Below are 13,345 nucleotides of genomic sequence, written 5' to 3'. Positions count from 1 at the left end.
GGCAGAGCCGGGCATCGGAAAGCTCAAGCGGCCGCTTTCACGCTCTGATCGCGCAGGCCGAGCAGATGGCAGATGGCATAGACCAGATCGGCGCGGTTCATGGTGTAGAAGTGGAACTCGTTCACGCCGCGATCGACGAGATCGATCACCTGCTCGGCGGCTACGGCGGCGGCCACGAGCTTGCGGGTCTCCACATCGTTTTCGAGGCCCTCGAAGCGGGCCGCAAGCCATTCGGGCACGCTCGCGCCGGTCTTCGATGCGAAGTTCGCCGTCTGCTTGAAGTTCTGCACCGGCACGATGCCAGGGACGATCGGAATGTCGATGCCCCGCGCGCGGACACGGTCGAGATAGCGGAAGTAGTGATCGTTGTCGAAGAAGAACTGGGTGATGGCGCGGTCCGCACCGCAATCGACCTTCGCCTTCAGCACGTCGATATCGGCATCGAGCGACGCGGCTTCGGGATGCTTCTCCGGATAGGCCGACACGGAAACCTCGAAATCGCCGATCTCTTTGATGCCGGCCACGAGATCGCAGGTCTGCTGGTAGCCACCGGCATGTGGCTCATAGGCCGTGCCGATACCGGAAGCCGGATCGCCGCGCAGGGCCACGATGTGGCGCACGCCCGCGTCCCAATAGGAACGCACGACATCATTCACCTCTTCCTTCGTCGCCGCCACGCAGGTGAGATGCGCGGCCGGCCTGAGGTGGGTTTCCTGCACGAGCCGGGAGACCGTTGCATGGGTGCGCTCGCGGGTGGAGCCGCCGGCGCCATAGGTCACGGACACGAATTGCGGATTGAGCGGAGCCAGACGCTGGATCGAAGCCCAGAGCGTCGTCTCCATTTCAGGCGTCTTCGGCGGGAAGAACTCAAAGGAGACCTTGATCGGGCAGGAAATCTGCCGGCTCGGACGAAGGGTGAGCGGTGACATCAGGCGACCTCTCTGTCGGGTTCACTCAAGGGCCAATCCGTCACCACACGGCGATCCTGGCCAAGCCAAAGGGATACTGTCAATTGCTCGTCGCCCGTCTTCGGCGGAGCGATCTCACGATTTAGGGTGCAGTCGAGCCCGGCTTCGTCGAGCCAACTGGCAACCTGGGCAGGCGCAAAGCCGAGACGGCGATGGGCCTGGGCCTCGCGGAGGAACTCGAGATTGTGAGGCGCAAAGTCGACCACGAGGATCCGACCTCCCGGCGCCACGAGGCGAGCGGCCTCGCGAATCGCCCGAGCCGGATCGTCGAGGTAGTGCAGAACCTGATGGATGATGACGAGGTCGAAGGTGTTGCGCGGAAATGGGGGCGCATAGATGTCGCCCTGGCGCAGCTCGATGCCTCTCAAGCCGGCCCTTTCGAGATTGGCGCGGGCCACGGACAGCATGGCATGGCTGGCGTCTAGACCAACCGTGCGGCTGGCCCGCGGCGCCAGCAATTGCAGCATGCGGCCGGTGCCAGTGCCGAGATCGACGAGATCGCGGATCCTGGCCGGCCCCAGAGCATCGAGAACCGCCGCCTCAACTACCGCTTCGGGCGCATGGAGGGACCGGATCCGATCCCAGTCAGGCGCGAGCCGTGAGAAGAAGGCCTGCGCCGCCTGGGAGCGCTGGGCGCGCACGGCCTCAAGACGGGTGCGGTCCTCCAGCAGCTGCGGGTCGGACCGGTCGAGACTTTCCAGGGTCGGGCGGATGATGCGCAGGGCCACACCCCGGTCGGTGAGCCGGAAGAAGGCCCAGGCTCCTTCCCGGTGCCGCTCCACAAGGCCGGCCTCGACGAGAAGCTTGAGATGGCGGGAGATGCGCGGCTGAGACTGGCCGAGGATGTCCGTGAGGTCGGAAACGGAGAGCTCTCCTTCCGTCAGCAGAGCCAGGATCCGCAGGCGCGTTTCCTCGGCCGCTGCCCGCAGGACGTCCAAAGTCAGGTCCAGTGATGGAGATGGAGTGTCCGGCACGGCCAAATCTCGCTCTTACATATAAAGATATATTTATATGTATTTTCGAAAGAGAGCAAGGAGGCTTGACGCTTGGAGCACCTACTGGAAATGACGCGCCCTCTGGAGAGGAGTCGTGAGCAACTGTGCGGCTTGAATTCCTTCCATCATTTCGGCTCGGCAGGATCGGCAAATGCTACGTCGGGACGTGCCCAGCCTGATCGCCGAAGTGGGCGGGCTCGTGTGGAATGTGGCGGCCTTCGCATGGGGATCAACGCCTCTCTACGCCCTCCGCCGTCATGGCCGGGCTTGTCCCGGTCGGGGATCGGTCCCGGCCCTCGCAACCGGTGGCGCGCGTCCCGTCGATCCATCGGGTTCATTGGCTCCAGCCCCTCGACGTCATGGCCGGACTTGTCCCGGCCATCCGGCTTCAGGCAAGCGGGATGCTAGTCCGGCTGGGATCAGCGGCCCTGACACCCGCCCCGTCATGGCCGTCTCCGGACGTGATCCGGGGATCAGTCCCGGCCATCCCGATCGTTTGGAGCACCGTGCTTTTCGTATCGGGATCACCGGCACGGTCCCCGGATCAAGTCCGAGGAGGTGATGATGTCGAGGATGTGGACAATGTTCGCTCTTTGTTCTTGACACTATGTTGCATATGCGTTAGAGAGTTGCCTAGATCTGCTTCTGTGAGGGGCGCGCTCGAGGCGTCGCAGCGTGGGAGCAGGCACGGTCCTGTGGGGCGGTCTCGCACGCCGCCCCGACAGGAGGCCCAGGATGCCCGGTGGGTGGTCGGGACCGGTCGCAGGCCCCCGTTGCACGAGACGGACCACGCCTGCGGCGGTCGCCTGAGCCTGCCGCTCCTGTCCGCCTAAAGAAGCCGTGCGCGAGGCGCCGTCCGGCTCTTCCATCTTCCCATAGCCATCGAGCCGGGCCGCCACTCGCGCCACCCTCGATCACCTTTCGGCTCGGAGCCTCACGGCTCCGGGCCCCAAGGTGCTGGCTCTTTGACATCGCACAGCAACCCGCCCGCGCCATGCCTCCCAGCCGTCGTGACACCCTCGACGTCATGGCCGGACTCGTCCCGGCCATACCGATCGGAGAAGCGTTGCGCCTCACATCATCGGGATCACCGGGACAAGCCCGGTGATGACAGCCGAGAGAGGCAGGAAAGAGCGCCGCGTCACCAGGTGCGATCACCGGCACTGGGCCGGAATGACCTTGGGGTCCAGCGGGAATCCTATCCTGCCGCCTATACGGACAGAGCCTCACCCTACCGGAACGGCGGCTCATCGAAGCTGCGCAGCTTGCGGGAATGGAGGGAGGACCGCTGGCCTTTCAGGATGTCGAGCGCCGCCAAGCCGATCATCAGGTGCTCGCTCACCGCCCGCTCGTAAAAGGCATTGGCCGCGCCCGGCAGCTTGATCTCTCCGTGCAGCGGCTTGTCCGAGACGCAGAGCAGCGTGCCGTAGGGGACTCGCAACCGGTAACCCTGAGCCGCGATGGTGCCGCTTTCCATGTCCACCGCGATGGCGCGGGACAGGTTGATCTGGCGCCGCTCCTGGCTCCAGCGCAGCTCCCAGTTCCGATCGTCGTAGGTCACGACCGTTCCGGTGCGCAGGCGCCGCTTCAGCTCCTCGCCTTTTTCGCCCGTGACCTGCACGGCTGCATCCTGCAGGGCAACCTGGATTTCGGCCAGGGCCGGAATCGGGATTTCCGGCGGCACGGCACTGTCGAGGATGTGGTCGCGCCGCAGATAACCGTGGGCGAGCACGTAATCGCCGATGGATTGCGACTGGCGCAAGCCCCCGCAATGGCCGACCATGAGCCAGCAATGGGGCCGCAGCACCGCCAGGTGATCGGTGATGTTCTTCGCGTTCGACGGGCCGACGCCGATATTGACGAGCGTCACACCCTGCCCGTCCTTGCGCATGAGGTGATAGGCCGGCATCTGGAACCGGTGCCAGGGTGAGGAGCCGATCAGCTCCTCGACCACGGCTTCATCCAGTCCCCGCTCGATGGTGATGCCGCCCGGCAGGACGAGTTTCGTATAAGGCCCCTCCTCGTTCGCCAATTCCTTCACGGCCCAGCGGATGAACTGATCCACATAGCGGTGATAGTTGGTGAGCAGGATCCAGGGCTGGACGCAGCGCCAGTCGCTGCCGGTGTAGTGCACGAGACGGCGAAGCGAATAATCCACCCGGGCCGCATCGAAAAGAGCCAGAGGCCGAGGCTCGTTCTCATGGAAGACCCAGGTGCCGTCGGCAATCTCGTCGCCCACCTTGGCGAGAAGCGGTGTCGGGAAATGCTGGGCGAGTTCGGACGCCGAATGGGCGCCCCGGCCCAGCTCGTCGCCGCGCTCGAAGATATAAGGATAGGGAATTTCCTGGTCGCTGACGCCGACCTCGATGGTGGCGCCGTAATCGCGGACGAGGAAGTTCAGCTGCTCCAGCAGATAGCCCCGGAAGAAGGCTGGCTGCGTGACCGTGATGGCATAGACGCCCGGCCCCTGGAACTTGGCATAGGCGCGCTGCTTGATGGGCGGCACGGCGCTTGAACGATAATCGAGGCGCAGCTCCGGATAGCGGAAGCGGGATCGTTCGAAGGGCGTGGGCGGCGTGCCGGTGGAAAAGAAGTGATCAAGCGCCTGGCGCTGCGCCTCGATGGCGCTGTCATGGAGCGCAATAAGCCGCTCGACGGCTTCTTCAGGCGTGGCAACGGATTGGAAGGTGGAAAGGTGATCGACGGGCACGTGGACTCTCTTCTTATGTCTCGTGCCTCAAGGGTCATACACCGTTTCGGCCCAGAACCCAACCGGGTTGAGATACTTCAGGCCGAGGTCGCTGGCACAATGAAAGGGCGGAGGGTGCCAAGCACCGCCTCCGTCCTTTCATACTCATCCGGCTCAGCGCTTTACCGCGAGAACTTCTTGTACTTGATCCGGTGCGGGATCGTGGAGTCCATGCCGAGGCGGCGTTTCTTGTCCTCCTCGTAGTCGGCGAAGTTGCCCTCGAACCATTCCACATGGCTATCGCCCTCGAAGGCCAGGATGTGGGTGGCGATGCGGTCGAGGAACCAGCGATCGTGGGAGATGATCACGGCGCAGCCGGCATAATCCTCCAGGGCTTCTTCGAGCGCCCGCAGGGTGTCCACGTCGAGGTCGTTGGTCGGCTCGTCGAGGAGCAGGACATTGGAGCCCGACTTCAGGATCTTGGCGAGGTGAACGCGGTTGCGTTCGCCGCCCGAGAGCACGCCGACCTTCTTCTGCTGGTCGGAGCCCTTGAAGTTGAAGGCGCCGCAATAGGCGCGGGCATTGATCTCGCGCTTGCCGAGATAGAGCACCTCGTTGCCACCCGAGATTTCCTCATACAGCGTCTTGTTGGCATCGAGCGAGTCGCGGCTCTGGTCGACATAGCCGAGCTTCACGCTCTCGCCGATCTTGATCGAGCCCTCGTCCGGCTGCTCCTGGCCCGTGATCATGCGGAACAGGGTCGTCTTACCGGCGCCGTTCGGGCCGATGACGCCCACGATGCCGCCCGGCGGCAGCTTGAAGGACAGCCCGTCGATGAGGAGCTTGTCGCCGAAGGCCTTCTTAAGGTTGTCGAACTCGATGACGTTGTTGCCCAGGCGCTCGGCAATCGGAATAACGATCTGAGCGGTTGTCGGACCCTTCTCGTTGGCCTTGGCCACAAGCTCCTCGTAACGCTGGATACGAGCCTTCGACTTGGCCTGGCGGGCCTTCGGCGAGGCCGACACCCACTCGCGCTCGCGCTCAATGGTGCGCTTGTGCGCCTCGTCCTCCCGGCCCTCCTGCTCCAGGCGCTTCTGCTTCTGCGTGAGCCAGGACGAGTAGTTGCCCTCGTAAGGGATGCCGCGGCCACGATCCAGCTCAAGGATCCAGCCCGTCACATTGTCGAGGAAGTAGCGGTCGTGGGTGACGATCAGGATCGCGCCCGGATAGCTGCGCAGGTGGCCTTCCAGCCAGGCGGTGGTTTCGGCGTCCAGGTGGTTGGTCGGCTCGTCCAGCAGCAACAGTTCCGGCTGCTCCAGGAGCAGCTTGCACAGGGCCACGCGGCGGCGCTCGCCGCCCGAAAGCTTGTCCACGGACCAGTCGTCCGGCGGGCAACGCAGGGCGTCCATGGCCTGATCGACCTGGGAGTCGAGGTCCCACAGGCCCTTAGCCTCGATCTCGTCCTGGAGGCGGGTCATCTCGTCCGCCGTCTCCTCGGAATAGTTCATGGCGAGCTCGTTGTAGCGGTCGAGGATCGCCTTCTTGGCGGCCACGCCCTCCATGACGTTCTCGCGGACATTCTTCGACGGGTCGAGCTGGGGCTCCTGCGGCAGGTAGCCGACACGAGCGCCCTCGGCGACCCAGCCCTCGCCGGTCCAATCCGTATCGGTCCCGGCCATGATGCGCAGAAGGGTCGATTTACCGGCGCCGTTGACGCCGAGCACGCCGATCTTGGCATCCGGGTAGAAGGAGAGGTGGATATTGTCCAAGACCTTCTTGCCGCCCGAATAGGTCTTGGTGAGGCCACGCATGTGGTAGATGAACTGACGGGACACGGGAAAAGCCCTGCTGATCGAGATGTGAATGGAGTTGGCCGTCAGTTAGCAGGGGCGGACGACTGGGGCAAGGCGGGGGAGTGACGCCGGGCTTTTTCCCTCTTGCGGGCCGGAGCATCGCATCGGCATCACAGCCCAAAGGGGTAGGTCTCGGGCATCCCCTTCCCATGGGCATGGGTGAGCGGCGTCACCGCCCTGGTTTCCTCGAACCAGATGAAGGCGTCGAACTGCTCGGCCAGAACGGCCTCGAAGTAATGGCTGTAGAGTTCCGTGTCCGGCCGGTAGACCACGCCGATGGCCCGTTCCAGGCGGGGCCGTGAGAGAACCTCCGTCAGATCGGCTTGGCCGTTCTCCCGCCAATCGGTGAGGAAGCAGCCGAGGCCCGTGTCCCGGAAGACCCGCTCATGGCTGTCCGGCCGTGCAGGCCGAACGGACTTGACCTGCATGGGCTCGTCCCAATCGTCGGCCGCAGCCACCGTGCCCCGATCGGTCCCGAAGCCGATCAGCACGGCATCGCCCTGATAGGCCTTACGGCAAAGCTCGCCGACGTTGAACTCGCCCTGCCAGCCCATGGCAGTGGCGCCGGCGTTGCCGATGTGGGAATTGTGCGCCCAGACGACGGCCTTGGCGTTGTCGCGCCGGGCGAGCAGGCTCTGCAGGGTCTCGAACATGTGCCGGTCGCGCAGGTTCCAGGATTCGGTCGCGCCTTCGTACATGATTCGGTAGTAGTGCTCGGCCGCATGGACGATCTTGGCGTTCTGCACCGCGTCGAAGAAGGCTTCGCCGCCATCGGCCTGGAGATAGTCCATGCGCTTGTCCAGGATATCGTGTAGCTGGCGCAGCAATGCCTCGTCGCAGGGCTTCTTCTGCCCCGTCAGGACGGCCCGCCCGTACCGGGCCGGGTCCGACTGCCAGGGGCTGAGACAGCCGTAGCGCCCCCTCGCCTCCCTGGCCTCCTCCGGGTCGACCTTGTCGAGATAATCGAGAACGGACCGGATCGAGGCGTTCAGGCTGTAGACATCAAGGCCGCGGAACTCGGCCCGCTCGTCCTCCGGCCGCTCCCTGTTGTGCTCGCGCATCCAGTTGACGAAGTCGTAGACCTCCTCGTTGCGCCACATCCAGGTGGGGAAACGCTCGAAGGCCGCGTCATCGCCATCGGGAACATGGCGGTGGCGCACATAAGCGTCGATGCGCGCCGCGTCCGGCCAGTCGGCCTCGACGGCGACGATGGAAAAGCCGTGCTGTTCGATCAGGCGCTTCGTGATCGCGGCACGGGCACGGTAGAATTCCGACGTGCCATGGGTGGCTTCGCCGAGGAGCACCACCTTGGCGTCTGAAAAGCGGTCGAACATAGCGCCGAAGGCATGTTCATCGGCGATCGGCGGCAGGTTTTCCCCGTGCTCACGCACAAGATCGACCGCTTGCTTGATGGAGGCGTCGTTCTCGTTCTGCTTCCAGGACAATCGCGCCATGACATTCGCTCCGCAGGACCGGTTCAGCCGGAGAACGATGGCGGAACTTGGCTTGTTCCAGGGAACGAACGGTGCCGATCGTGGGAAACGGGACGGCCGGGAGGTTCTCCCGTCGCCTTATCGGGAGATCTACCCTGCTTCTTCGTCCGAAGCTTCCGTTCTGCACGGAGCGGCCAAGATCGACCGCTCTCGCACCAGGCGCTACGCCACCCTCGCCATGATGGACGCGTAGGCCTCCTCGGCGGCAATGGCGGTTGCCATCTGCACGGTATGGGCGAAGCGATAGGCATCCCCATAGATCGTCTCGTCCGGGAACTCCGTGATGAGGGTCAGTGGCGAAGGATGGCGTTCGTCGGCAGTGATCAGGCAAGGCACATCGTTGATGATCTCGTACGGCGTCCCGCCGGAATGGATCGAGCAGATCTCGATCTGGCGGCGGTTGAACTCGGCAAGGCCCGGTACGGCCGACAGGCCCGTTGTCACGGCTTCGATCAAGGTCCTTGCCGTCCCGCCCCATGAGGGATGATGCCGCATGATCAGGAAGAAGCCCTTTGGGATCGTCCAGAGTTCGAAGCCGCGCGGCAGATAACCCGTGAACGGCCTCGTCCATTCATGGGCCGGATAGCCGTGGAAGTTCAGGTGCAACTGGGCGCCCGACATGGCCAAGGCCTGATTGCGCGCTCCGATTTCGTAAAGCGGCTCGCTGCGGCCATATTCGAGATCGTTGCCGAGAGAGGTATAACGTGCCGCATGGTGCATGTGGCGAGGATTGGCCTCGCATAGACGTCCATGCAACGCATAGCCGTCAGGATTCTCGACTGGAATATAGGCGATGTTGGTATCCGGATTGGCCAGCAGGCGGCGCACGGCTCGCAACGTCCCGACTGGCGCCGAGGTTTCGTTGGCATGCTGCCCGCCGGTGACGAGCACCGCCGGACGCGACCCTGCCCGATAGATCCCACGCACGGGACGCCCCTCACGGGAAATTCCCTCGAAGGTTTCACCGGGAAGCATCGCGAGTTCACGATGAACCTGCGCAAGGCCCGGCGCGGCATCAGCCGTCTCGATGTTCTGCTCCGCCCTCATAGGATCCTGCAGCGGGCCGAACGGGCGCAGGATCACGCGCACATGGGCATCGCCGTTACCGACTCGGATGTCCGGGACGATCTGGCCCGGCTGCACACCCCGATCCTCGGCAGGACGGCCCGACTTGCGCTTGAAGAACTCGAGCAGCGAAAAATAGAAGTCCTCGTGCAGCGCCTCGCGCGTGCTCATGACCTCGTCGCCGTAATCGAGCGGACGCTCGATGCCGCCGATGACGACATCAATGGCGAGCACCTCCGCATAGGGCTCCGTTTCCGGCCAAACATGGGCTGCGATGGTTGCCATGACCCTATCAAAGACCTGTTCGATCTCGGTCTCCAGAGGCTCGTCGCGGTCCTGCGCTCCATCCGAAAGCCCGGTCACCTTCAGCCAGCCGGTCGGGCTGAGATCGATTTCGTCGAGATGATTGGGCCGCAGGCGGTTCGGCGCGAAGACCGCGTGTTCCACTATGCGCCCGTCATGATACGCGAGCGTGATCCAATATGTCAGATCCGCGGCGCCAGGCTCAAAGCAGGTCTCGACTCCGTCGAGCAGAGCCGCCAGGGGATAAGCTTCCGAGAGGAAGCGGAGTCGATTCGCCTCCTCATGCACTGGGTAGCGTACGGTGGCGCTCTTCAGATTGGCTGTATCGATCTCTTCGAGAAAGGCATGGACGAGCGGCTTGTAGGCGCTGCGCAGCCGCGCCCGGACACCCGCCTCCGACAATATGGCTTCCGCCGCGCGCCGTGTCGCCTCGTCCTCGAAAAGCCAAGCATCGAGGATCACACCGCGGTGCTCATTCTTGGTCCATTCGCGCAGGAGGATATCGATGGTGCGTGGGATCCGCTCGTCGAGCAATGTCGTCATCGTGAGGTCTGTCCTGTCGGATCGAGAAGGTCGCGCAGCCAGTCGCCCAGAAGGTTCAGGCCGAGCACGGTGAACATGATGGCAAGCCCCGGGAACACGCTGACCCACCAGGCCGTCTGCAGATAGGTGCGCCCGTCGGCCAGCATGCCGCCCCAGCTCGGAATGAGCGGATCGACACCGAGACCCAGGAAGGTGAGGCTGCTTTCGAGAAGAATGTTGTTGGCCACGTTGAGGGTCATCAGAATGACAATGGGACCCAGAACGTTGGGCAGGATGTGGGTGAAGATGATGCGTCCGTTGCCGACACCGATGGCGCGGGCCGAGAGGATGAACTCCCGGTCCCGAAGCGCCAGCACCGAGCCGCGCACGAGGCGCGCATACTGCACCCATTGGGCAACGATCATGAAGAAGATGATCTTGTCGACACCGGTGCCGAGGATCGCAAGGAACATGATGGCAAGCAGGATGAAGGGCAGTGCCAGCTGAATATCGGCGAAGCGCATCAGCAGAACTTCGGCGATGCCGCGGTAGTATCCGGCAACGAGGCCGACGATCGTGCCGACGACGACCGCTCCCATTACGGACAGAATGCCGACCATGAGCGAGATCTTGCCGCCGACGATCACGCGCGCCAGGACGTCACGGCCGAGGGGGTCGGTGCCGAGGGGATGGGCGAGATCCTGGAACGGGGGCGTGAGACGGGCCATGAGATCCATGCTCTCGCCGCCATCGGGGAACAGCACCCCGGAGAACAAAACCGCCAGGCCCATTCCCCCGGTGAGCAGTATGCCGAGAACGAGTTCGAGTGACCTGAAATGTCGGCGCGCTGATGACACAGCCTGAGCGGCAGCCATGGGCCCTACTCCGTCCGGATACGCGGGTCGATCAGCCCGTAGGCAATATCGACCAGAAGATTGATGAGCACGATGAAGAGCGCGAGCACCGTAATGGTACCCTGGAGAACTGGATAATCGCGGTTCGAGATGGCGTCGAAGGCGAGCGTGCCCATGCCGGGCCAGTTGAACACGCGCTCGATGATGACGATGCCGCCGATGAGGCCGCCGAACTGCAAGCCGATATAGGTGACAAGCGGAATGGCCGAGTTGCGCAGGGCGTGCTTGTAGAGGACCACGCGGTCGCGCAGGCCCTTCGAGCGCGCCACCATGATGTATTGCTGCGAGAGCGTCTCCAGCATGGAGGTGCGCACAAGTCGCACATTCGTGGCGGTGAGAATGATCGCCATGGTGAGCGCCGGCATGACGAAGCTCTCCGGCCCCTCCATGCCGCTCGGCGGCAAGATGCCGAGCACGATGGAGAACAGCAGCACCATCATGATGGCGAGCCAGAAATTCGGAAAGGACAGGCCCACAAGCGACAGGATGCGGATCATCTGATCCGGCCAGCGCCCCCGGTTCACCGCGGCATAGACGCCGAGAGGCACGGACAGAGCGATGGAAGTCAGAAGCGAGGCAAACGCCAGCAGAAGGGTGGCCGGCAGTGCATTGGCTATGAGCATGGAGACAGGCGTGCCGCCCATGAAGCTCCTGCCGAAATCGCCCGTCACCATGCCTTCGAGAAAGCCGAGATACTGGACGTAGAACGGCCGTTCGAGCCCGAGCGCCCGGCGGATGTTTTGCAGATCCTGCTCGGTGACGTTGCCGCCACCCATGAGCATGATCGCGGGGTCGCCCGACAATCTGATCGCAAACGAGACGATCAGCGTCACGGCGAGGACCACGAAGACCGCCTGCAACAATCGTTTGAGGATGAAGCCCGCCATGGGTGGTCCTTCCTGCTCCTGGAAAAACGGCCCCGCTTGCGCGGGGCCTGCTCTGTTGTCGTCGGCCTGGACCTTCACCGTGAAGGGCGAAGTCCTGGGCCGCTTGTCACTCGACGGTCGTTTCGGTGAACCGGAAGCGGCGATCGGCGGGAGCGTCGAAATTCTTGACCCGCTTGTTCACGCCGTAGAGCGTGTTCTGATTGTAGAGCGGGATCTCAAGTGCTTGGTCGGCCACGTAGCGCGCGATCTCCTGCAGGACCTTCTCACGCTCCTTCACGTCGTACATCGTGCGCTGCTTCTCGAGAAGAGCGTTCAGCTTGGGATCGTTGTCGTAAGGGTTCCACTTCTCGCCTGAGTGATACATCAGGTAAGCGGTGTTGTCGTAGTCGAAGGTCCATCCGCCCCACGCATTGTGCCAGGCTTCGCCGGTCTTGCCGTTCGGAATGATGTCATTGAGCAGCACCGGCGGCTCGTGCGGCTGGAGGGAAGGCTTGAGGCCGAGGGCTTGAAGGAAGCCGGCCGCAGCCTGCGCCACCTCGCGGAAGGTCGCGTCGTTGCCGCGGAAGTCGATCCGCACCGGCGCGCCTGCCGGAACCTTGGCCTGCTGCAGCATCTGCTTTGCCTTGGCGAGATCGAAGGGCAGAGGCTTCAGGCTCGGGTCGTAGCCGAAGGACAGATCGGACTGGAAGCTTGCGATCGGCTTGCCGTGACCGAGGAGCACGGCCTTGATGATCGCCTCACGGTCGATTCCCATGATCAGCGCCTTGCGGACATTCACGTCCTTCGTGATGCCGTCCCTGGTGTTGAGACGCAGGGCGACGACTGTGGGGCCGGTGATGCTCAGGAGGCTCAAATTTGGGCTTTTCTCCACCGTCGGGGCAAGACCGAACGGGATGAGGGTCGCGACCTCGATACGGCCGGACTGGAGTTCGGCCACTTGCGTGTTCGCTTCCGAGATGAAGCGCGTTACCACCTTTTCGAGCTTCGGCGCACCGCCCCAATGCTCGGGAAAGGCTTCAAGCGTGAGGCTGACCTTCGGGCTGTATTCCACGAACTTGAACGGTCCGGTGCCGACCGGGTTCATGTTGAAATGGGCGTCGCCCTTTTCCTGAATGTACTTGGGCGGCACGATCATTCCGCCGTAGCCGGCAAGCTTCGTCAACAGCACGGGATCCGGCTGTTTCATGACGAAATCGACTGTGTGGTCGTCAATGACCTCCACACGGTCGATGGTATTGTAGTTCGACTGCTGCGGTCCCTTCCTGCCTTCCTCGCCGAGCAGGCGGTCGAAGGTGAATTTCACGGCTGCCGCATTGAAGGGCTCGCCGTTATGAAACTTCACGTTCTGGCGCAGCTTGAAGCGGATCCGGCTGTTGTTGTCGAGGAACTCCCAGGATGTTGCAAGGCCGGGCTTCAGCTTCATATCCGCACCGCGCGCGGTCAGGCCGTCGAAGATGTTGTTGGCGGCAGACGACCAATCGACCAGGAAGGTGTCAATGGGATCCCAGCTGCCGGGATCGATGGCAACAGCCGCGGTCAAGGTTCCGGCCGCTTGAGCGCCGGATGCGGTTAATGGGGTCAGAGCGACGGCGGCCGTCAGGCCGAGCGCTTTCATGGCGGTCAATAATTTCATTGTGTTATCTCCCTCTGGAAGTT

The 13,345-nt window shown here is 63.4% G+C and carries 10 protein-coding genes; 1 reads left to right on the top strand and 9 read right to left on the bottom strand.

The window, feature by feature from the left end; all coding sequences use genetic code 11:
- Positions 1–23: 23 nt before the first annotated feature.
- The 5 genes from metF to VB672_RS01680 all read right to left on the bottom strand — a co-directional run bounded on the left by metF (position 24) and on the right by VB672_RS01680 (position 7,959).
- A complete protein-coding gene (gene metF / locus VB672_RS01700) occupies positions 24–929 on the bottom strand; it encodes a methylenetetrahydrofolate reductase [NAD(P)H] (RefSeq protein WP_329782429.1) in 906 nt (301 codons plus the stop codon).
- The gene (locus VB672_RS01695) at positions 929–1,942 is read right to left on the bottom strand and encodes an ArsR/SmtB family transcription factor (RefSeq protein WP_329782428.1); all 1,014 of its coding nucleotides are present in this window, start codon (positions 1,940–1,942) and stop codon (positions 929–931) included. Before VB672_RS01695 ends, metF begins: the two co-directional genes overlap by 1 nt.
- 1,252 nt (positions 1,943–3,194) lie before the next feature.
- Positions 3,195–4,673 (bottom strand): AMP nucleosidase, encoded by a 1,479-nt coding sequence (locus VB672_RS01690; protein ID WP_329782427.1) that lies wholly within the window; start codon positions 4,671–4,673, stop codon positions 3,195–3,197.
- A 161-nt stretch (positions 4,674–4,834) separates the two neighbouring features.
- Positions 4,835–6,487 carry an energy-dependent translational throttle protein EttA gene (gene ettA, locus VB672_RS01685; protein ID WP_329782426.1) on the bottom strand — a complete coding sequence of 551 codons (1,653 nt, stop codon included), beginning with the start codon at positions 6,485–6,487 and terminating at the stop codon, positions 4,835–4,837.
- Between the two features lie 128 nt (positions 6,488–6,615).
- The gene (locus VB672_RS01680) at positions 6,616–7,959 is read right to left on the bottom strand and encodes an erythromycin esterase family protein (protein WP_329782425.1); all 1,344 of its coding nucleotides are present in this window, start codon (positions 7,957–7,959) and stop codon (positions 6,616–6,618) included.
- Here VB672_RS01680 and VB672_RS01675 point away from each other — a divergent pair.
- Positions 7,958–8,191: a hypothetical protein gene (locus VB672_RS01675; protein WP_329782424.1), complete on the top strand. Its 234-nt coding sequence runs from the start codon at positions 7,958–7,960 to the stop codon at positions 8,189–8,191. The two genes, VB672_RS01680 and VB672_RS01675, sit on opposite strands and share 2 nt — an antisense overlap.
- On the opposite strand, the gene VB672_RS01670 is transcribed toward VB672_RS01675, so the two are convergent.
- The 4 genes from VB672_RS01670 to VB672_RS01655 form a co-directional block, all read right to left on the bottom strand.
- On the bottom strand, positions 8,161–9,909 hold the full coding sequence (locus tag VB672_RS01670; RefSeq protein ID WP_329782423.1) for a M14 family zinc carboxypeptidase: 1,749 nt from the start codon (positions 9,907–9,909) through the stop codon (positions 8,161–8,163). The two genes, VB672_RS01675 and VB672_RS01670, sit on opposite strands and share 31 nt — an antisense overlap.
- The gene (locus VB672_RS01665; RefSeq protein WP_329782422.1) at positions 9,906–10,763 is read right to left on the bottom strand and encodes an ABC transporter permease; all 858 of its coding nucleotides are present in this window, start codon (positions 10,761–10,763) and stop codon (positions 9,906–9,908) included. The genes VB672_RS01670 and VB672_RS01665 overlap by 4 nt, the downstream gene beginning before the upstream one ends.
- Positions 10,764–10,768: 5 nt before the next feature.
- Positions 10,769–11,689: an ABC transporter permease gene (locus VB672_RS01660; protein WP_329782421.1), complete on the bottom strand. Its 921-nt coding sequence runs from the start codon at positions 11,687–11,689 to the stop codon at positions 10,769–10,771.
- 106 nt (positions 11,690–11,795) lie between these two features.
- Complete coding sequence (locus tag VB672_RS01655; RefSeq protein ID WP_329782420.1) at positions 11,796–13,322, bottom strand: ABC transporter substrate-binding protein; 1,527 nt, start codon at positions 13,320–13,322, stop codon at positions 11,796–11,798.
- Between the last annotated feature and the right edge of the window lie 23 nt (positions 13,323–13,345).

The organism is Microvirga sp. CF3016, from assembly GCF_036314085.1.
Taxonomy (GTDB): domain Bacteria; phylum Pseudomonadota; class Alphaproteobacteria; order Rhizobiales; family Beijerinckiaceae; genus Microvirga.
Note: the sequence above shows the minus strand (reverse complement) of the source record. Positions and strands in the feature narration are given on the sequence as shown.

Bases quoted from the DNA above. Each gene is read 5' to 3' on its own strand.
- metF (WP_329782429.1), bottom strand. From the start codon at position 929: ATGTCACCGCTCACCCTTCGTCCGAGCCGGCAGATTTCCTGCCCGATC.
- VB672_RS01675 (WP_329782424.1), top strand. From the start codon at position 7,958: ATGACATTCGCTCCGCAGGACCGGTTCAGCCGGAGAACGATGGCGGAA.
- VB672_RS01680 (WP_329782425.1), bottom strand. From the start codon at position 7,959: ATGGCGCGATTGTCCTGGAAGCAGAACGAGAACGACGCCTCCATCAAG.
- VB672_RS01670 (WP_329782423.1), bottom strand. From the start codon at position 9,909: ATGACGACATTGCTCGACGAGCGGATCCCACGCACCATCGATATCCTC.
- VB672_RS01665 (WP_329782422.1), bottom strand. From the start codon at position 10,763: ATGGCTGCCGCTCAGGCTGTGTCATCAGCGCGCCGACATTTCAGGTCA.
- VB672_RS01660 (WP_329782421.1), bottom strand. From the start codon at position 11,689: ATGGCGGGCTTCATCCTCAAACGATTGTTGCAGGCGGTCTTCGTGGTC.
- VB672_RS01655 (WP_329782420.1), bottom strand. From the start codon at position 13,322: ATGAAATTATTGACCGCCATGAAAGCGCTCGGCCTGACGGCCGCCGTC.